General features: G+C 68.9%; 12 protein-coding genes. All 12 read right to left on the bottom strand.

The window, feature by feature from the left end; translation table 11 throughout:
- Complete coding sequence (lpxC, locus tag WPS_RS00060) at nucleotides 1–843, bottom strand: UDP-3-O-acyl-N-acetylglucosamine deacetylase (RefSeq protein WP_317995828.1); 843 nt, start codon at nucleotides 841–843, stop codon at nucleotides 1–3.
- Between the two features lie 41 nt (nucleotides 844–884).
- Nucleotides 885–1,928, bottom strand: a complete 1,044-nt coding sequence (gene lpxD, locus WPS_RS00055; RefSeq protein ID WP_317995827.1) for a UDP-3-O-(3-hydroxymyristoyl)glucosamine N-acyltransferase — start codon at nucleotides 1,926–1,928, stop codon at nucleotides 885–887.
- On the bottom strand, nucleotides 1,925–2,326 hold the full coding sequence (locus WPS_RS00050) for a lipoprotein (RefSeq protein ID WP_317995826.1): 402 nt from the start codon (nucleotides 2,324–2,326) through the stop codon (nucleotides 1,925–1,927). Before WPS_RS00050 ends, lpxD begins: the two co-directional genes overlap by 4 nt.
- A 5-nt stretch (nucleotides 2,327–2,331) precedes the next feature.
- On the bottom strand, nucleotides 2,332–3,681 hold the full coding sequence (locus WPS_RS00045) for an OmpH family outer membrane protein (protein WP_317995825.1): 1,350 nt from the start codon (nucleotides 3,679–3,681) through the stop codon (nucleotides 2,332–2,334).
- On the bottom strand, nucleotides 3,678–4,487 hold the full coding sequence (locus tag WPS_RS00040) for an OmpH family outer membrane protein (RefSeq protein WP_317995824.1): 810 nt from the start codon (nucleotides 4,485–4,487) through the stop codon (nucleotides 3,678–3,680). Before WPS_RS00040 ends, WPS_RS00045 begins: the two co-directional genes overlap by 4 nt.
- A gap of 7 nt (nucleotides 4,488–4,494) precedes the next feature.
- A complete protein-coding gene (locus WPS_RS00035; RefSeq protein ID WP_317995823.1) occupies nucleotides 4,495–6,822 on the bottom strand; it encodes a BamA/OMP85 family outer membrane protein in 2,328 nt (775 codons plus the stop codon).
- Between the two features lie 163 nt (nucleotides 6,823–6,985).
- Nucleotides 6,986–12,205, bottom strand: coding sequence for a translocation/assembly module TamB domain-containing protein (locus tag WPS_RS00030; RefSeq protein WP_317995822.1), 5,220 nt, complete (start codon nucleotides 12,203–12,205; stop codon nucleotides 6,986–6,988).
- A 235-nt stretch (nucleotides 12,206–12,440) separates the two neighbouring features.
- On the bottom strand, nucleotides 12,441–14,342 hold the full coding sequence (gyrB, locus tag WPS_RS00025) for a DNA topoisomerase (ATP-hydrolyzing) subunit B (RefSeq protein ID WP_317995821.1): 1,902 nt from the start codon (nucleotides 14,340–14,342) through the stop codon (nucleotides 12,441–12,443).
- A gap of 33 nt (nucleotides 14,343–14,375) precedes the next feature.
- Nucleotides 14,376–15,254: a DUF721 domain-containing protein gene (locus WPS_RS00020; protein WP_317995820.1), complete on the bottom strand. Its 879-nt coding sequence runs from the start codon at nucleotides 15,252–15,254 to the stop codon at nucleotides 14,376–14,378.
- Nucleotides 15,248–16,318 carry a DNA replication/repair protein RecF gene (gene recF / locus WPS_RS00015; RefSeq protein WP_317995819.1) on the bottom strand — a complete coding sequence of 357 codons (1,071 nt, stop codon included), beginning with the start codon at nucleotides 16,316–16,318 and terminating at the stop codon, nucleotides 15,248–15,250. The genes WPS_RS00020 and recF overlap by 7 nt, the downstream gene beginning before the upstream one ends.
- Before the next feature lie 12 nt (nucleotides 16,319–16,330).
- Nucleotides 16,331–17,446: a DNA polymerase III subunit beta gene (gene dnaN / locus WPS_RS00010; protein ID WP_317995818.1), complete on the bottom strand. Its 1,116-nt coding sequence runs from the start codon at nucleotides 17,444–17,446 to the stop codon at nucleotides 16,331–16,333.
- A gap of 340 nt (nucleotides 17,447–17,786) precedes the next feature.
- The gene (gene dnaA / locus WPS_RS00005) at nucleotides 17,787–19,145 is read right to left on the bottom strand and encodes a chromosomal replication initiator protein DnaA (protein ID WP_405054977.1); all 1,359 of its coding nucleotides are present in this window, start codon (nucleotides 19,143–19,145) and stop codon (nucleotides 17,787–17,789) included.
- Between the last annotated feature and the right edge of the window lie 100 nt (nucleotides 19,146–19,245).

Genomic DNA, 19,245 nt, shown 5'->3' with positions numbered 1-19,245 from the left:
TCAGGATGTGGCGGTCACCGCGGCCGATTCGCCCAAATCGTGCCGCAGTTCGCGCACGGCGGTGCAGTGAAGCTTGTGGCCGCTCTTGATCGCGATGACCTCGCATTGCGGATACGCGCCGAGCAGCGCGAAATCGCCGACCAGATCGAGGATCTTGTGGCGCGCCGGCTCCGATTCGCTGCGCAGCGGCGCGAGCGGCCCGTCGGGCCCGAACACGACCGCGTTCTCGAGCGTCCCGCCCTGCGCGAGCCCGCGCTTGAGCAGCCCTTCCACCTCGTGCTGGTAGCCGAACGTGCGGTTCGGCGCCACCTCGGCGCGATACGCCTCGGGCGTGATCTCGACGTCGACGTACTGCGCGCCGATCGGCGGCGGATAGTCCACCATCATCCGCACCCGGAAGCTCGAGGCCGGCGCGACGATCAGCATCTTGTCGCCGTCGCGGAAGACCCGCGTCTCGGCGGGGATCCAGCGCACCCGCGCCTCGTGCAGGGTCGCGATCCCGACCGCGTCGATCGCGTCGGCGAACGCTTTCGCGCTGCCGTCCTCGACCGGGATCTCGCCGCCGTGGACGTCGATGAGTGCGTTGTCGACCCCGCAGCCGAGCAGCGCCGAGAGCAGATGCTCGACCGTCGAGACGCGGTGCGCCCCCACCCCGACGACCGTGGCGCGAACGGTGTCGAGCACGTAGTCGGCGCGCGCGGGAAACTCGACGCTGTCGTCGAGGCGGAATCGCAGCCCGTGGCCGGCGGGGGCCGGCAGGACGCGCACGCGGGCCGTCACCCCGGTGTGGAGCCCCGCCCCTTCAAAAGCGATCGCGTCGCGTAACGTCGTCTGATACTGCACCTAGGGACGACCGCTTCGGCACGGCGGAGCCGCCGCCCGCTTCACGTGCCGTGCTTCTCGAGCGCGTCGACTCGGGCGTAGAGCTTGGGGAGCTTCCGCAGGTACGCCTGAAGGCGGATTTCGTCGCGATGGTTCTGCGCCGGGCGGCCGCCGACGAAAGCGCCGTCGGGGACGTCGCCCCAGATGTGCGCGGCGCCCGCGATCGTCACCCGGTTGCCGATCGTGATGTGGCCCTTGAAGAGCGCCGAGCCCGCGACCCGCACGTAATCGCCGATCACGGTCGTCCCGGCCATCCCGGCAAACGCCGCGATCGCGGTGTGCTCGCCGATCCGGCAGTTGTGGCCGATCTGGCAGAGGTTGTCGATCTTCGTCCCGTTCCCGACCGAGGTCACGCCGGTCTGCGCGCGGTCGATGCAAGTGTTCGCGCCGATTTCGACGTCGTCGCCGAGGGTGACAATCCCGATCTGCGGGATCTTGATCAGCCGCCCGTCGAGGAACGCCCAGCCGAACCCGTCGCTGCCGATCACCGCTCCGGCCTGCAGGACGACGCGGTCGCCGGCGACGCAGCGGTCGGCGAGGTACGCGCGCGGCTGGAACAGCGCGTCGGCCCCGACCCTCGCGTCGGCGCCGATCACCACGCCAGCGTTGAGCACCGTCCGGTCGCCGATCCGGGTGCGGGCGCCGACCGCGACGAGCGGCCCGATCCAGACGTCTTCGCCGATGACCGCCGACGGATCGACGGCGGCGGCGGGATGGACGAACGGGCCGGCGGGACGCGCCGGCTCGAGCGCCGCAAGCAGCGACGCGAGCGCGATCCGCGCGGAGGGGACCGCGAGGATCGGTTTGCGATAGGTCTCGCCGGCCGCTACCAGCGCCTCGTCGGCCAGAACGGCGGCGGCTTTCGACTCGAGCGCGCTGCGCAGATAGCGTTCGTCGACGGCGAACGTCAGCGTCGTCGCGTCGGCGTCGTCGACGGCGGTGATCCGTTCGATCGTCACGCCGGGATCGCCGACGACGCGGCCGCCGGTGCGCTGCGCCAGTTCGCCGAGCGTCCCCAGCCCAGGCGCCGCCGGCGGCGCGCTCACGGCGCGGGGGTCGCCTTCTCTTCGATCTTCAGCAGCTTCTCGACGTCGGGGGTGATGTCGACGCCGCCGTAGCCGACGTACTGCCGCGTGAAGACGTAGCTGAGGTGCTTCTCCTGCGCGATCTGACTCGCCGCCGCGCCGACGTCGTTGGAGAGCTCGATCTGATCGCGCGCGAAGCGATCCTGCAGCGCGGCGCGCAGCTGCTGCTTCACCTTGTCCGGCTTCCCCGAACGTTCGATCGTCTGCGCGTCGTTCGAGAGCTGGTTCTGGTAGTTGAGGAACTTTGGCCAGTTGGCCTTGATGCGTTCCTCGTCGATGAGCCCAATCTGGCTCTTGGGGGCATTCGAACACGCGGCGAGCGAAGCGAGCAGCGACGCGAGGAGAATGATGCGCTTCATACGGTCTATTCGTGCAGGCTTTCGATGTCTTTGAGGGCGTCGGGGGTGAGATCGACCGCGTTCGCCGGCGCGACGACGTCGCCCAGGACGACGGCGATGCCGCGCTGCTGCGCGATCAGTTTGACTTCGCGATCGATCTGCGCGGTGATCTCCCCATAGAGATCGTCGCGTTTCTTGCGCAGCTCGACGATCTGCGCTTGCGCGCCTTGGCGCGCCGAGGCGTCGAGGCCGTGCAGTTCGGCGTAGCGCCGCTGGAGGTCGTCGCGCGTCTTGTTGAAGTCCGCGATCGTCGCCTTGGCGTCGGTCTGGAAACGCTTCTGATAGTCGTCGTGGAGCTGCTGAATGCGGGTGCGGAGTTCGGGCGGGAGGTTCGGGTTGATCTGCTGCTGCGGCTTCCCGCCGACCGTCGTGACCTGCACGACCGGTCCGCCGATCGACTGCACCTGATGCATCAAGGTGGACTGCCGCTGCGCGAGCGCCCCGAGCGACTGCTTCTGGATCGCACCGACGCGCCGGTCGAGATCGGCTTGGGTCTGCGCGTGCAGTTCGGTCTGGAACGCGGCCAGCGTCTGCTGGTCGCGGTTGCGCTGCGCCGCGAGCGCGTCGGCCTCTTTGCGGTCGAGCGCGGTGAGCTGTTTCTGCACGTCGTCGCGCGCGGCGTCGTCGAGCGCGAGCGAGGAGAGCTTCGTGCGCAGCGCGAGCCGCTCGGCGGCATCCTCGTTGGCGAGCTTCAGCGAGAGCGCCGACTCCTTCGCCTGCAGTTCGTCGAGCTTCGCCCGGTAGGTGCGGTCGGCGCGCTGCGAGAGCGCCTTCTGCGCCGCGGCGATCTGCGCCTGATCCTGCTTCTGCAGCGTCGAGCGGTAGGTGGTGAGATCGCGCTGCGCCTGCGCCGCGACGCCCGACTGCTGCTCCGCCGCCGAGGCGTTCACGCTGCCGGCGATCTGCGACGCGCTCGCGCCGCCCGGCCCGGCGCCGCGCAGCGCAGCGGCGATCGCCTGCGACTCCTGCGCCTGATACTGCTTCTGCTTCTCGCTCAGCAGTTTGGTGGTGCGGTCGGCCGCGGCTTTGAGCTGGGCTTCGAGCTGCGCTTCGCGGGCGCGCACCTGCGGGTTGGCGGCGACGACGGCCGGCGCGGTCGCGGTGAGGTCGAACGCTTCGATGCTGCGATCGTACCGCGCGAGCTGATCGTAGAGCGGGTGCTTCTTCACCAGCTCGTCCATGTGCACGTAGCCAACCGTCCCCGCACCCGGCGGCGGCGGCTGCACGGCGTTCCCGCCGCGACCGCACGACGCCAGCACCGTCGCGGCAAACGCAGCGGCGGCGGCGCTTACGATGCGGCGGTGCGCGCGGGTCATTTCAGCTTCGCGGTGACGTCGCTGGTGATGTCGAGGCCGCCGAAGACGATGTTGCCGCGATCGACGACGAGCACGAGCCCTTTGCTCTTCGCGACGTCCGCGATCGCGCTGCGGGTCTGATCGATCATCGGCTTGAGCGTCGCACTCTGCTTGTCGTCGAGCGCCTTGCGGTAGTCCTTGAGGATCGCGTCGCGATCGGCGTCGGTCTTCGCGCCCTTGAGCTTCTCGCCGGCGGTCTTGTCCTGATCGGACTTGAACTTGAGGAACTCGTCCTGCGCCGCCTTCACTTTCGGAAGCGCGTCGATCGCCTGCTGATCGACGAAACCGACCTTCGACGGCGGCGGGGTCGAGACCGGCGGCACCGGATCGCCGACGCCGGAGAGCAGGTCGCGCACGCTTCCGGTGATATCCTGACCGCCGAACACGACGATGCGCCGGTCGACGACGACCGAGAGATTCTTCGACGACGCGACCGACGCGATCGCGACCTGCGCGCGCTGGAGCAGCGGTCCCATCACGGCGCGCTGACGGTCGGCGAGTTTCTGCTGGAATTGGCGCCCGAGCTGCTGCTGCTGCTGCTGCGACGCGTGACGCGCCTGCGCCGTGAACTGCCGCTGCAGCTGCTGGCCGTAGTCGTAGAGCGATTTGTTCGCGGCTTGGAATTGCGGGAGCGCGGCGATCGCCGCCTGATCGATCGCCCCGATGTCCGTGATGTCGGTCGCGCCGATCGCCGGCGTGCCGAGCATGAAGGCTGCGAGCGCGAACGCCAGCGCGGCGACGCGGCCGCGCGCTGAGAGATGGTCCATTATCGTGTTAGAAGCTCTGTCCAATTCCGAACGAGGTGTGCGTGCCCTGACTCCCCTTCGCGAAATCCAGGCGAAGGGTGTGCAGCCCGAGCTGCGGCACGTCGAATCGCAGACCGACTCCTACGTCACCGCGGAACGTGTACTTGTTGAGGTCGAACGTTTGCGTACCGTTGTTCGAGACGCCGCCTCGAATCCGGGTCGCGCCGGTCTCCGCGAACGTGACGATGGAGAACTTGCGATCCTGCGTGAGCGGGATCCGCAGCTCGACCTGTCCGAGCAGTTTCTCTGTTCCGTACGCAGGGTCGGCATACCCGCGCAGTTCCTGGTCGGAGAAGATGAACAGCTTGTTCGTCGGGATCGCACCGGTCGAGGCGCCGACCAAACCGTGGACGCCCAGCGTCGCGTTCTTCAGGACGGGGAAAAACTTCGCGCCGTCGAGGGTGACCAGCGAGTAGTTGAAGTCGGAACCGATCCCCTTGCCGCTGATCTCGTCGCTGATGCTGGCGTTCACGCCGCGGCGCGGGTTGAAGACGTCGTCCCGCGAGTCGGCGCCGACCCCGAAGACGAAGCTGCGAAGTTTGTAGTTCTGGTTCGAGTTGATCTGCGCGATCGACGGCGCGGTGATCCCGTACGCGCTCGAGAGCGAGTTGCCGCAGTTCGTCGACGATCCCAGCAGGCTCACGCTGGTCCCGAGCGGGCAATTCGTCGAGAGCACGTTGTTGTCGCCGCGGAAGAAGTAGCCCGACGGGACGTCGGCCGACGCCGCGACCGTCTGGAGGTTGACCCCGGCGGAGACTTTGTAGACGTCGGTGAGCCGGCGGCCGATGGTCGTCGAGAGCCCGGTCGAACGCGACTTGTACGTCGAGACGATCCCGCTGACGAGGTTCGGGTTGTTCGCGTCGGGCGGGATCAGCGCGACGGGGAGCGCGCCGGTCGCGGGGCACGGGGCGATCGACGCCGACGGCGTCGCGCCGAAGCCGGGGGTCGTCGTCGGCGCGCCGATCCCGCCTTGCGCGCCGCCGCTGCCCACGCAACCCAGGTAGACCGGGTAGAAGTTCGTCTGCTGCTGGGTGAAGACCGTCGCGCCGAGGCTGTAGCGCTGCGATTTCTCGGTCTTGCCGACATAGGGGATCGTCACCGAGAGCTGGGCGTCGGAGACGCGCGAGCCGCGCTCGAGCCGCACCGAGCCACCGTTGCCGGTCCCGTTGATGTTGTTCTGCTGGTACGAGAGCGTCCCGGTGAGCCCGGTTCCGGTCAGGCCGCCGGAGTAGCCGGCGCCGACGGTCGCGGTCCCGGTGCGCTGCTCTTTGACCTGCCAGTTGATCGTGACGAGGCCCTGGCGCTTGGGATCGGGTCCGGGCTTGGCCTGGAAGTCGATCTTCTCGAAGAAGCCCAGGTTGTTGAGCCGGTCGTAGTCGCGGCGCAGGCCGGAGTCGGTCACCAGCATCCCCGGGCGCAGGCGCAGTTCGCGCCGGATCACGTCGTCGTGGGTGTAGGTGTTGCCGGTGATCTCGACGGCGCCGACGCGCAGCACCTGGATCGTGTACCGAACGTCGGCGGTCCCGGCTTTCTGATCGATCGTCGCGGGATCGACGCCGGCTTCCACGTCGCCGATCTTCAGATCGTACTTCTCGTAGAGCGTTTTGAGCGCGTCGTAGTCCTTATCGCGCTGCGACTCGGAGTACGGGCTGCCGGGCTTGGTGACTAGGGCCGCGGTGATGAGCGTCGGCGGCAGGACGGGGTCGGCGTCGGGCGGCGGCGTGATGATGATGTTCTTGACCGTGAGCCCCTCTTGGATCGTCAGCGTGAGGACGCCGTCGGCGCCGATGTTGACGTCGGTGACGTGCGAGGGGAGCTGGCCGCCGAAGCCGACCTTGTCGTAGTACGAATTGATCTTGAGGACGTCTTGCTGGTAGGTCTTGATATTGAAGACCTGTCCCGGCGCGGTGTCCATGAGCGCGAGCAGCGTGTCGGCCGAGACGCTCTTGTTGCCGGCGAAGCGGATCGACGTGACGACGGGGTTCTCGATGACGCGATAGGTCACCGCGACGCCGTCGGGACGCTGCTTGATGATCGGCGGGGCCTGATCGGCGAAGAAGCCGAGATCGGCGATCGCGCGCAGATCGGCCTGCACTTTGGCGGGGTCGAACGGGTCGCCGACCTTGGTCGTGATCACCGCCAGGATGCGGTCGGTGGGGATGTGCGCGTTCCCCGTCACCGAGACGGCGACGACCGTGGGCGCCGAGGTTGCGGATTGCGCCGGGGGCATCACCAGGGCCAGAAACGCGAGCACGGCGAGCACCAGGCGCGACGTGCGGCGGAGCCGTTCGATCAAGCGGAGGACGTCTTTCTAACGAGTGAGTTTGGCCCGGGCGCCGTAAGCGACCGCCGGGCACTCATGTGGGCTTAACGCGGGTAGGGACGAGCGCGTTCCCCGGCCCTTGGGTACGACACGCCGCCACCAGGGCCTTCGCCGCGCGACGCGCGCAGGCGGCGTTTTACCGGAACTTGCGCACGACCAAGAAGGTGAACCCTTGCCGTCCGTTCAGCGGCTGGAGCCCGTTGAGACGGCGCACGTTGTTGAACGACGTGTTTCCGTTCGCGCTCGTCGCGATCGCCGGGTTTCCGTTCTCGGTGAAGTAACTGAAGCTCGCGGAGGTCGCCGCGTCGGGACGCGCGGTGAAGCCGAGCGTCGTGCGCAGCGGGTTCGAGAGCGTCTGTCCAAAGCTGGCGTAGACATCGCGGTGTCCGATCTGCTTGAGCGCGTTGTAGCCGACGCCGCCGCCGTAGTCGACGGTCACTTCGAGATCGCTGAGGTTGAGCGCGCCGATGAAGACGCGTTCGATCGGCGCGAGGAAGCGCTGCGTGAACTGTCCGTTGAGGATCGAAAACGCTTCCTGGTTGAAGTTGATCGTGCCGCTCTGATACGGCGTGACGCCGGGCGGGAGCAGGACGTTCGATTCGCCCGGAGCGCCGCGCAGCGTCGTGCCGTTGGACTGCTGGCCGAAGTTGACCGCGCCGAAGAGCGAAGCGTCGAGGAGCAGGCCGACGATCTGCTCTTGCGAGTACGGCGGATTGGAACTGAACGAGATCGCGCCGCCCTGCGCGAGCTCGTCGGCAGGGCCTTGCACGGTGACGGTGATGTCGGCGCTGCCGACCGCGTTGCGCGTCGGATCGGGGTCGGGGTTGGTGACGTGCGCGTACGCGCGCAGATCGAGATACGGCACGACGCCTTGCGCGGGATCGAAGCGCACCACTGCCTGTTGGACGCGGAACGCGCGGTTGTAGGTCGAGAAGACGCCGCCCGGCGTCGCGGTGAGGACGCCCGCCAGCCGCGGCGTGCGCAGCGTTCCCGTCAGATCGAGCGTCCCTTTCGCACCGACGTCGACGATCGACGACTGCACGCGCACGTTGCGCCCGGCGTTCGCGCGCAGGTTGAAGCCGAGATCGAACGGCACCGGGCCGTTCGCCGCGCCGTTGCCGTTGCCGCCGGCGGCGGTGCGGAAGATCGTCGCGAACGGGATCGATGCGTTGGAGAGCGTGAGATCGCCGGACAGGATCGCGATCGTCGGCCCGCGCGCGAGCGTCATCGTCCCGTCGATCGTCCCGCGGCCGAACTCCGGCGAGTCGACCCGCGCGCCGTGCGCGACGAGCGCGATCGAATAGCCGCTGGTGTGCGCGCCGGGGAACGGCAGGTCGAGCGAACCGCTTCCGTCGAGCGTCCCTGCGCCGAGTTTCGCGTGCAGCGCGTCGAGCGCGACGCTGTTGCCGTTGAACGTGAACCGCGCGTTCGCAGCGGCGATTCCGGCGCGGTCGAAGTCGGAGACGTAACTGCCGTTGGTCAGCGCGGCGTTGCCCGCAATGCGCGGCGCGCGCGGCGTTCCTTCGATCGCAACCCGCCCGTCGAGCGTTCCGCCGAGCTTCGTGTGCGGGCCGGGGACGAACGGCGCGAACGGCGCGAGGTCGAGACCGTTCGCCGCGAGCTGGAACGAGAGCGGCGCGCCCGGACGCAGGCCGAGCGGCTCCAACCGCAGCGGCAGCGCGCCGGCGACGAGCACGCTCCCTTTCGCGAACGTCGCTTCGGCGTCGTTGACGGTGAGCGTCGTGCCGTCGTACGCCGCGCTGCCGAGGATGCGCGCGATCGCGAGACTTCCGTAGCGCCCCTGCGTCACGTCGAAGCCGACCGTCGCGCGCGGATGCGCGAACGTTCCGGTGATGCGCGCGTCCGACTGCACAGCGCCGGCGATATCGTAACGCGGGCCCTTCGGCAGCATCGTCACCAGCGTGCGCGCGAGGTCGGGCGTTTGCGCGTGCACCGAGAGCGCGAGCGGCGCGCGCGCGTCGTAGCCGAGCGATCCGTTGACGTCGAAGCGCGCGAATCCCAGATCGAGCACGCTGTTCGTGAAAGCGAGCCGCCCGCCGTCGCTGCGCGCGTGCAGCGTTCCGCTGCGCACCGCATAGCCGTAGACCGAACCGTGCTGCAGCGTCGCGTCGCCGGCGATCGTGAGCCGCGGCCAGCGCCCGGCGACGGTTCCGCGCGCGTCGACCTGGCCGAGCAGGGGCGCGGTGATCCCGAACGGCGGGAGCCACGTCGCCAGGTCGACGCGCGTCGTCTGCACGCGCGCGCCGTAGCGTGCGTGCGCGAAGGCGGCGATCGGATCGCCGGGCGCCGGGGCGATCGTGCCGTTCGCGTGCAGCGTTCCGTGCTCGCCCTGCACGTTCACCGCCCCGGCGATCGGCGCTCCGTGCGGCTGCGACCAGGTCGCGTCGGTGGTGCCGAACGCGAAGCGGCGATAGCGGAAATCGCGCACGTCGAACCGTCCGCTCGTGCGCGTCGTCAGGCCGTCGTTCGCGAACGCGAACGCGACCGGGCCGCGGCCCGCAAGCGTCTCGGCTTCGTCGAAGTAGTCGTCGAAGTCGGCCAGGTTCGCGTCGGCGCTGTGCACGTTGACCGCGAACGCGCGCTGCGCGATCGCCGCCGACGCATCGACGTTCGCGCGCGTCGAGCCGACCGTCACCACGCCGTCGTGCGCGGCAACCGACGAGCGGTCGAGCGCGACGCCGGCGCGCGCGTCGCGAAAGTCGAGCCCGTTGTACGAGCCTTCCGGAACGGCGACGTTGCCGCTCAGCGCCGGCGCGGCACCGGCGCCGCGCACCCGCAAGTCGGCGGCGAAGCTGCCGTACAGCGTGCGCAGCGGAAGGTGCAGCGCGGTGCGCACTTGTTCGACGTCGCCGATCGGAATCGACGCGTTCAGATCGTAGCGGTTCGCGCGCCCGATCTCGGCGACGGTTCCGGCGAAGCTGCCGAACGTCGTCCCCAGCCCGGCGACACCGTCGCGCAGCGTCACCGTCGATCCGGCGAGCGACAGATCGGCCCCGCCGCTGACCGGATACCCCGCCGCGCTGCCGTCGCTCACGGTGACGACGCCGTCGAAGCGCGGGCTGGTGCCGCGCAGGTCGGCGACGCCGAGCATCCCCAGGGTGCCGCTCTCGAGCGGGATCCCCGCGCCGCGCAGGGCGCCGACCGGGACGTCGGGCGCCGAGACCAGGAACGGTCCGCCCAGATCGGCCGCGACGGCGTGGCCGCCGCCGAGCGCGCCGTCGGCGGCGACGACGCGAAGCTGCTTGCCGTCGAGGGCGATCGTCCCGCTGACGCGTTCGACCGCGACGCCGCGGACCCGCGCCCCGGCGAGCTGGGCGCCGGTCGTCTGGATCACGACGCGCTTCGGCCCGATCGTCGCGCGCACCGGACCGTGCACGCCGCCGACCGCCGTCGGATCGTCGACGAACGTCCGCAGCTGCGCGAGGCTGCCGTCGTAGTCGCCGTCAAGCGCTAAGAGGTTTGTACCGTACGCGCCGCGGCCGCGGAATCGCCCGAGCGGTCCGTCGACCGCGACCGAGGTCAGGCGGACGTCGTCGAAGGTGCCCCCAACGCTGACGCTGCCGGCGCCGATCGGGTATCCTGCGACGCGCAGGCCCCGGCCGCGCACCGTACCCGCCAGCCCGAACGTCGACGGCGTCCCGCCGACGGCGAGGTCGCCGTCGACGATCCCGGCGAGCGGCGGCAGCTGCGGGACGCGCACGCCGGGCAGCGCCGCCGCCCGGCGGACCTCGGCGATGCGGAAGTCGCGCAGGTGCAGCCAGCCCGCGCTCGCCGAGATCGGGCGCTGGAGTTCGAAGGCGCCGGCCAGCGAGGTGCCGTCGGCGCGCGAGAACGAGAACGGGCCGAACTCGCCGACGCCGTACTGGTCGACCGCGAACGTCCCCGTCCCGCTGGTCGCGCCGCTCGCCAGGATCGTCCCGCGCGCGTCGAAGCCGGCCTTCGGCGGTTCCTCGATCAGCGCCGTCGCGTCGATCGTCGCGTCGGGAGCGAAGGCGTCGGCGTACGGGAGATCGGCGCCGGCGCCGTGCGCGCTCAGCACGAATCCGAAGTCGTTGCCGCGATCGGTGAAGTCGATGTGTCCGCCGACGTCGACCAGCGCGCGCCCGTAACGTGCGTGCACGCCGGCGATCGTCACCGCGCCGTGGTAGTAGTCGACCAGACCGTCGAGCGCGTCGACGGGGTAGCGGTCGTACGCGACGCGGCTGCCGCGGATCCAGGTGCGGATCAGCGGATCGGCGAGCTGCGCGGCGAGCAGCGTCTCGAGGTGCGCCGTTCCGGTAACCGGACGGTTCGCGGAGAACGCGAAGAGCGTCTTGAGCGCGCGCGCGTCGGCGTCGGCGGCGAGCGCGATCCGAAACCGCGGTACCCCGAAGAGATCGTAGAGCGCGCCGCGGCCGTGCAGCGGGACGCCCGCCGCCGTCCCGTTGAGCGCCGCCGTCGCGAGGGTCGTGTCGGCGAGCACGAAGGTGCCGTCGAGGTCGCGGATCGGCTTCGCTAGCGCGCCGACGGCGATCCGTCCGCCGAGCAGTTGGAACCCGCCTCCGGCGCGGTAGTCGAAGTCGCCGCCGGCTTTGGAGACCAGACCGTAGTACGTCGCCGCGATGTTGTCGAGGACGCCGTCGTCGAACCGCACGGCCTTGGAATGGATGAAGAACCCCAGCGCTCCGCGCAGCGGGAGCCGGCGCGCCTGCAGACGGGTGAGCGCGATCCCGCGCTGCACGTCGATCACCGTGCGCACGCCGAGCGGGTAGCGCGCGACCGCGCCGCCTTGCGTGCGCCGTCCCAGCAGCACGCCGTCGAGCCGAGCGGTGGTGCGCGCGTCGGACTTCACCGACGCGTCGACCGCGACGTTGTCGACCGTCTGGTTGGCGAGATCGGGCTGCAGCGGCGCCGTGTCGATCAGCCGCAGGACGCCGTCGCGGATGCGCAGCGTGAAAAACAGCGGCGTCGCGGCCTGCTTCGTCGCCGCCGGCGGCGCCGCCGACGTCCCGCCCGGGCGGGTGAACGTGATCGAACCGTCGGCGTGACGGGTGATCGTCAGCACCGGTTTCTGGATCGCGATCGCCGCGAAGCCGTAGCGGTGCGCTCCGCCCGGAAAGATGTCGCGCAGCGCGTACTCCACGTCGACGCGCTCGGCATCCAGGATCGGGTCGCCGTTCTTCACGACGTGCACGCCGAGAAACGCGACGTGCGACCAGCCGAGCCGCTGATCGTCGAAGCGCACGTCGTAGCCGGTCGCGCCGGAGAGCGCGGCTTCGAGCACGGTGCGGACGATCGCGTGACGCGCGAGGACGAGCGTCAGCACGAACGTCGCTACGATCGCGGTGACGATCACCGCCCGACGCGACGCTCTCAGGCCAAACACCGCTTCCTACGTCCCCGAGGGAGCATGGTCGCAAACGTCGCCGCGGGGAGGCGGAAGTCCCCTCGCCGTCCGCCCGAACGGGCCCAGCATGCGCGCGGCATCACGGTGAACTCCTCGAAGCGCGCTCTGCGGCCGGCCATCGTCCCATCAACGCAAACGCCGGCCGGGGCGATTCCCAGCCGGCGCTCAGATTTCGCGCGATCGGCTACAGATCGAGGTTGCGGACGTTGCGAGCGTGCTCTTGGATGAAGAGTTTGCGCGGCTCGACCTTGTCGCCCATCAGCGTGGTGAACATTCGCTCCGCATCCTCGGAGGCTTCTTCGAGCGTGACCTGCTTGAGCCGGCGCTTCTCCGGATCCATCGTCGTGTCGGCCAACTGCTCGGCGTCCATCTCGCCCAGACCCTTGAACTGCTGCACCGTCCACTCTTTGGGATCGCTGCCGTTGAACACCGCCTGCAGCTCGGTCTCGGTGTAGGCCCACTCCTGACGCTTGCCCTTTTTCGCGCCGTACAGCGGCGGCTGCGCGATGTACACGTAGCCGCGTTCGACGAGCTGGCGCATCTGGCGGTAGAAGAACGTGAGCAGCAGCGTGCGGATGTGCGAACCATCGACGTCCGCGTCGGTCATGATGATGATCTTGTGATAGCGCAGCTTGTCGGCGTTGAACTCTTCGCCGAACCCGGTCCCCAGCGCCGTGATCATGGTGCGGATCTCTTCGTTCGAGAGCATCTTGTCGAGCCGCGCCTTCTCGACGTTGAGGATCTTCCCGCGCAGCGGAAGGATCGCTTGATTCTCCGGATTGCGGCCGCCCTTCGCCGTCCCGCCGGCCGAATCGCCTTCGACCAGAAACAGCTCGGACCGCGACGGATCGGTCGTCTTGCAGTCGACGAGCTTCCCCGGCAGACCGCTCCCTTCGAGGACGTTCTTGCGGCGCGTGAGGTCGCGCGCTTTCTTCGCCGCCTCGCGCGCGCGCGCGGCCTGCATGCATTTCTCGACGATCGCGCGCGCGTGCTTCGGATTCTCCTCCATGAAGAATTCGAGGCGTTCGGTGACGAGGCCGTACACGATCGGACGCATCTTCGCGTTGCCGAGCTTCGTTTTCGTCTGGCCCTCGAACTGCGGCTCCTGCAGCTTCACCGAGACGATCGCGGTGAGCCCTTCCATGCAGTCGTCGGTGGAGAGGTTGCCGTCCGCCTCCTTGAGCATGCCGCGTTTCTTCGCGTACTCGTTGACCTTGCCGGAGATCGCCGTGCGGAAACCGGTGAGGTGCATCCCGCCTTCGATCGTGTTGATGTTGTTCGCGTACGAGTAGACGACTTCGTTGTAGCCGTCGGTCCACTGGAACGCGCATTCCACGACGACGTCTTCGCGCTCGCCGTTGGTCGAGATCACCGGCGTGAGCGCGTCTTTGTTGTCGTTGAGCCACTCGACGAACGAGATGATCCCGCCCTCGTAGAGATAGTTCTTCTCCCGGGGCTCATCCGGGCGTTCGTCGCGCAGCGTGATCGAGAGGCCGCGGTTGAGGAACGCCAGCTCGCGCAGCCGATTCTCGAGGATCTTCCACGAGAAGTCGAGCGTCTCGAACATCTGCGGGTCGGGCTTGAACCACTGCGAGGTCCCGGAGCCCTCGGCGCGGCCGAGCCGTTTGAGCTTCTGGCTGGTGACGCCGCGCTCGAAGCGGATCTCATACTGCCAGCCGTCGCGCTTGACGCGGGTGATCATCTGCTCGGAAAGCGCGTTGACGACCGAGATCCCGACGCCGTGCAGGCCGCCCGAGACCTTGTAGCCGCCCTTGCCGAACTTGCCGCCGGCGTGCAGGATCGTCATCACGACCTCGACCGCCGGGAGCCCCTCGTCGGCGTGCAGGTCGACCGGGATCCCGCGGCCGTCGTCCTCGACCGACACCGCGCCGTCTTTGAATAGAACGACCCGGATGTTCTTGGCGTAGCCGGCCAGCGCTTCGTCGACCGCGTTGTCGACCGCTTCGTACACGAGTTGGTGAAGGCCCCGCTCGGCGGTGTTGCCGATGTACATCCCGGGGCGCTTGCGAACAGCCTCGAGGCCTTTGAGGACCTCGATCTGCTCGCCGGTATAGTCGTCGCTCATCTTTAGTATTGACGTTCGACGCGACGGCCGATCTTACCTGACCGCACGCTCCGCCGCACCGCCGCGTTCGTCCGGTCGCCGCTCGATCTCGCGGATGAAGTCGTAGAGGTCGCCCAGTGCGTTCTTCCGCACCGCCGAGTCCATCTCGAGCCGGTTCGGATCGATCTTCGTCTCGAGCAGGACGAACGAGCTGGCGAGCTTGCGCAGCCGTGCGCGGTCGACCGGCTGGCGCAGCTTGTGGAGCTTGTTCGCGCGCCACAGCTCGTCCCACCACGATCGCAGCAGCCGCCGGCGGATCGCGTCGTACTGCTCCGGGCTCAATCCCTCGACCAACGCCAGCACCGCCTCCGGGCCGAGCCAGGGCGCCTCGAAGAGGAGCCGCTCGCAGGCGAATCGGCGCCGCCGCTCGTCGTCGTCGCGGCACGGCGTGCACATCGCCCCGCCGTCGATCGGCGCCTTGCAGAGCGCGCAGAAGCGTCCGCCGCGCGCGCGGTGCGCCGCACGCCCCCGCTCGACGGAACGCCGCAGACGCGCCAGTGCGTCGTCGAGCGTCTTGGCCGGCGGCTCGGCCGGGACCGCCGTCGCGCCGCGGCGCGGGCCGCCCGCACCGCCGCCCGCGCCGGGGCGGCGCAGCTTGCCGACGCGGAACCGCAGGCGGACGATCGTGCGCGTCTCGGGGAGCGCGCGCAGGCCGCTGACGATCTCCGGTTCGAGGAAGGCGAGCTGGTGCGACCACGCCGAGGACGCGGTGAGCACGACCAGCGCGTCGCGTTCGATCGCGACCGGCTGCGCCGCGCGCGCGACGTCGGCGCCGACGAGGTCCGCCCAGACCGCCCGCGCGGCGACCAGCGGGTCGGAGCCCGGAGCCGGCTTCGGGCGCCAGCCGTCGAGGACCGTCCCGAGCTTCAGCATCGCGTCACCGCGGCGGCGCGGATCGCCCACACCGCGGCCGGACCGATCGCCTGCGGCAGGTCCGTCGCCGTCAGGAACGCCTGCTCGTAGCCGCCGACCGCGCCGAGGAACCCGCTGGCGCGCTCGGCGTCGAGTTCGCTGAGCACGTCGTCGAGCAGCAGGATCGGGGCGTCGCCGGTGCGCGTGCGCATCACCTCGTATTCGGCGACCTTGAGCGCGAGCACCGCCGTGCGCTGCTGTCCCTGCGAACCGAACGCCGACAGGGCTTTCCCATCGACGAGCAGCCGGATATCGTCGCGATGCGGCCCCACCAGCGTCGTGCGCCGCCGCAATTCGCTCTCGACGGCGGCCGCCAGCGCCTCGCCGACGTCGCCGTCGGGATTCGGGGCGTAGGTGACGCCGAGCCGCTCGTCCGCGCCGCGCCAGCGCGCGTAGATCTCGACCGTCGCCGCCGCGATCTCGTCGACGAACGCGCGCCGGGCGGCGATCAGCGCGGCTGCGGGCCGCACGAGCTCGTCGTTGTAGGCCAGCAGCAGATCGCGATCGGGCGCGATCGCGCCGTGCAGCAGCGCCGATTTCTGCTGCACGATCTTCTGATAGAGTGCGAGGTCGCGATAATACGTCGGCGAGAGCTGGGCGAGCGCGCCGTTGAGGAGCGTGCGCCGCAGCGCCGGGCCGCCGGAGACGAGCTGCAGGTCCGCCGGCACGAAGGTGACGACGCGCGTGCGCCCGAGAAAGCGCGCGAACCCGACCGCGCCTCCGTTCACCTCGAACGCCTTGCGCATCCCGGCCGGCGTGCGCGCGATGCTGCAGCGCAGCCGGATCGCGCCGGCGCTGATCCGCGCGTCGCCGGCGATCTCTGCGCGCTCGCAGTCCGCACGGATCAGTTCGCTCTCACGATGCGCACGAAACGATTTGCCGGTCGCCAGCATCGCGAGCGCTTCGAGCAGATTCGATTTTCCCTGCGCGTTGGGGCCGACGAAGACGTTCAATCCCGGTTCCGGAGCGACGTCGAGGGTGACGTAGTTGCGAAAGTCCGCGAGCCGAACGCGTTCGAGACGCAACGCTCGCCGCGGCTACTGCCGCAACGGCATCAGCACGTAGAGCTGCTCGCCGCCGTCACCGGTCTCGAGCGGCCGAATCGCGGCCGGCGAGAGCGGACCGAGAAACTCGAGCACCGTTTGCGGCGAGTCGACGTGGTTGAGGATCTCGACCAGATACCGTGCGTTGAACGCGATCGCGAGATCTTCGCCGGTCTGCTCGACTTCGAGCTCTTCGTACGCGTTGCCGGTGACGTCCGACTTCGCTGTGATCATCAGCGTCTGGTTGGCGACCTCGAGCTTGACCATCGACGCGCGGTCGCCGGCGACGAGTTCAGCGCGGCGCAGGCCCCCAATCAGCCCTTGCGTGTTGACGACGACGCGGCGGTCGAACTTCGCCGGGATCACCTGTCCGTAGTTCGGATACTGTCCGTCGACGAGCCGCACCACGATCGACGTCGTTCCGGCGGTGAACTGGAGCTGGTTCGCCTGCGCGCCGAGCGCGGTGACCTCGACGAGTTCGGCGGTTCCGAGATTGCGCGCAGCCTCGTTGAGCGCGCGGGACGGCACGATGAACTTCGCGGTCCCCTCGATTCCGCGTTCGAGCGTCGAGGTCCAGCGGGCGAGCCGGTAGCCGTCGGTCGCGACCATCGTGATCGTGTCGCCGTCGAGTTCCAGCAGCGTCCCCATCAGGACGGCGCCCCGCGCCTCTTCGTTCGACGCGGCGAAGATCGTCGCGGCGACGCCTTCACGGAAGCGCTTCGCCGGGATTGCGAACGACTGCCCCTTCTGCGCGGTCGGGAGCGGCGGATACTCGTCGGCGGGGAGCGCGTGAAAATCGTAGTTCGACCGCTCGGCTTTCACCGATGCCCGCGACGGCGAGCCGGTGAGTTCGAGCAGCCCAGCCGGCAGATTGCCGAGATAGCCGCTGAAGAGCCGCGCCGGCACGGTGACCGCACCGGCCTCGGCGATCTCGGCCGGGAATGACTGCTCGAGCGTGAGCTCAAGATCGGTGGCGCGCACGCGAATGTTCCCCTCGTCTGCGCTGAGCAGCACGTTGGAGAGAATCGGCACCGTCGTGTGGGCGTTGACGACCTTGCTGGCCGCGCCGACCGCCGACGCGATGTCTTTCGTGCTACACGTGAACTTCACTGATCCACCGTTCCGAACACCGGTCGTGCTCCGGTCTTTAGTATAAAGAAGATCGTCGTACTAGCAGTAAGGCGGTGCACAGCGGGGAGAACCGCCGTATCCCGCGCTGCCCGCGGCATTGCGCCTGATTCTGGTTGTGGACGGGAGACAGGCTCCCTCCACGCCATCCCCCGGATGCGCGCGCATCCCGTTTTTCCACGGTGCCGAGCGTGCCCTGTGCCCTCGCCGGGGATGGACAACGTGGATGGCCTCCGTGACGTCATCTGCGCGGCCGCCGCCTGACGTCAAGAGGCCGCCCATCAGACGATGCGCGGCCCGTGCCCGATATGGTGTCCGTATCCTACTCGCTTTGAATCTGCGCGACGAGCGAACGCACTTTGTTGCGGAACGCTTCGTCGGCTTCCATCATGTCGGCGATCTTGTCGCGCGCGTACATCGCGGTGGTGTGATCCTTCTTGCCGAACTCGCGCGCGATCTGCGGCAGCGATGCGCCGGTGAGCTGCCAGGCGATGTACATCGCGATCTGGCGCGGCAGCGTCACGCGCTGATCGCGCCGCTGCGCCTCCATCTCCTTGATCGAGATCGCGTAGTTCTTCGCGACGCGCTCCTTGATGAGCGGAATCGTCACCCGGTGCATCGGGGCCTGCGCGACGGCGTTCTTGAGGACTTCGCCGGCGAGATCGACCGTGATCGGCGACTTCGTGAGCGATGCGAACGCGACGACGCGGATCAGCGAGCCCTCGAGTTCCCGGATGTTCGACGGGATCACCTTGGCGATGAAGGCGAGCACCTCGTCGGGCACCGGGACCTTCTCGGTTTCGGCCTTCTTGCGCAGAATCGCCTCGCGCGTCTCGAAATCGGGCGGCTGGATATCGGTGAGCAGTCCCCACTCGAACCGCGAGCGCAGGCGGTTCTCCAGCGTCTGGATCTCTTTGGGCGGACGATCGCTCGAGATCACCAGCTGCTTCTGCGCTTCGTGCAGCGAGTTGAACGTGTGAAAGAACTCCTCTTGGGTCTGCTCTTTGCCTTCGAGGAACTGGATGTCGTCGATCAGCAGCACGTCGACGTGGCGGTACCGGTTGCGGAACTCGACCGTTTGATTGTTCTTGATCGCGATGATGAATTCGTTGGTGAACTTTTCGCTGGAGACGTAGACGATGTTCGCGTTGGGATTGCGTTCGAGGACGCGGTGCCCGATCGCATGCATCAGATGCGTCTTTCCCAGCCCGACGCCGCCGTACAGGAAGAGCGGGTTGTACGCCATCGCGGGCGCGTCGGCGACCGCTTGGGCCGCGGCGTGCGCGAACCGGTTCGAGTTTCCGATGACGAAGTCGTCGAAGGTATAGCGCGCGTTGAGGTGGCCGACCCGCAGATCCTCGGCCGGCGCCGGCTTGGCCGCCGCCGGCGCCGCGGCGGCCGCGATGTTCGGCTCGCCGCCGGGATCGACGACGACGCGCAGCGCGATCTCGCCGCCGAGCAGCTCGTGCAGGACGGCGGTGATGTCGGACTTGAGCCGGTTCTCGACCCAATCGCGGGCGAACGTCGTCTGAACCGCCAGCACGATCTCCGAAGGGGTCAGTGCGACCAGGCGCATCGGCTTCAACCACATTTCGAACACCGGCTTGTTGTAGCGCGGTTCGAGCCGCTCGAGCGCCGCGGTCCAGAGACCTTCGGGGGCGACCGTGCTGGTTTGGTTCATTACGTTACCTGCCGCATAGTCCGGGCCGGCGAGCAGAGTACGCGCCGGCGGAGAATGAGCATCGGGGATTGGCCCGGAGAGGGTCGCTTCCTGCGGGAAA

It is taken from the genome of Vulcanimicrobium alpinum (assembly GCF_027923555.1).
In the GTDB taxonomy this organism is placed as follows: domain Bacteria; phylum Vulcanimicrobiota; class Vulcanimicrobiia; order Vulcanimicrobiales; family Vulcanimicrobiaceae; genus Vulcanimicrobium; species Vulcanimicrobium alpinum.
The sequence above is the reverse complement of the archived record's forward strand: the minus strand, read 5'-3'. Positions and strand labels throughout refer to the sequence as shown.

Excerpts from the sequence above, each read along its gene's own strand:
- WPS_RS00050 (WP_317995826.1), bottom strand. The coding sequence starts at position 2,326 with ATGAAGCGCATCATTCTCCTCGCGTCGCTGCTCGCTTCGCTCGCCGCG.
- WPS_RS00045 (WP_317995825.1), bottom strand. The coding sequence starts at position 3,681 with ATGACCCGCGCGCACCGCCGCATCGTAAGCGCCGCCGCCGCTGCGTTT.
- WPS_RS00040 (WP_317995824.1), bottom strand. The coding sequence starts at position 4,487 with ATGGACCATCTCTCAGCGCGCGGCCGCGTCGCCGCGCTGGCGTTCGCG.
- gyrB (WP_317995821.1), bottom strand. The coding sequence starts at position 14,342 with ATGAGCGACGACTATACCGGCGAGCAGATCGAGGTCCTCAAAGGCCTC.
- WPS_RS00020 (WP_317995820.1), bottom strand. The coding sequence starts at position 15,254 with ATGCTGAAGCTCGGGACGGTCCTCGACGGCTGGCGCCCGAAGCCGGCT.
- dnaA (WP_405054977.1), bottom strand. The coding sequence starts at position 19,145 with ATGAACCAAACCAGCACGGTCGCCCCCGAAGGTCTCTGGACCGCGGCG.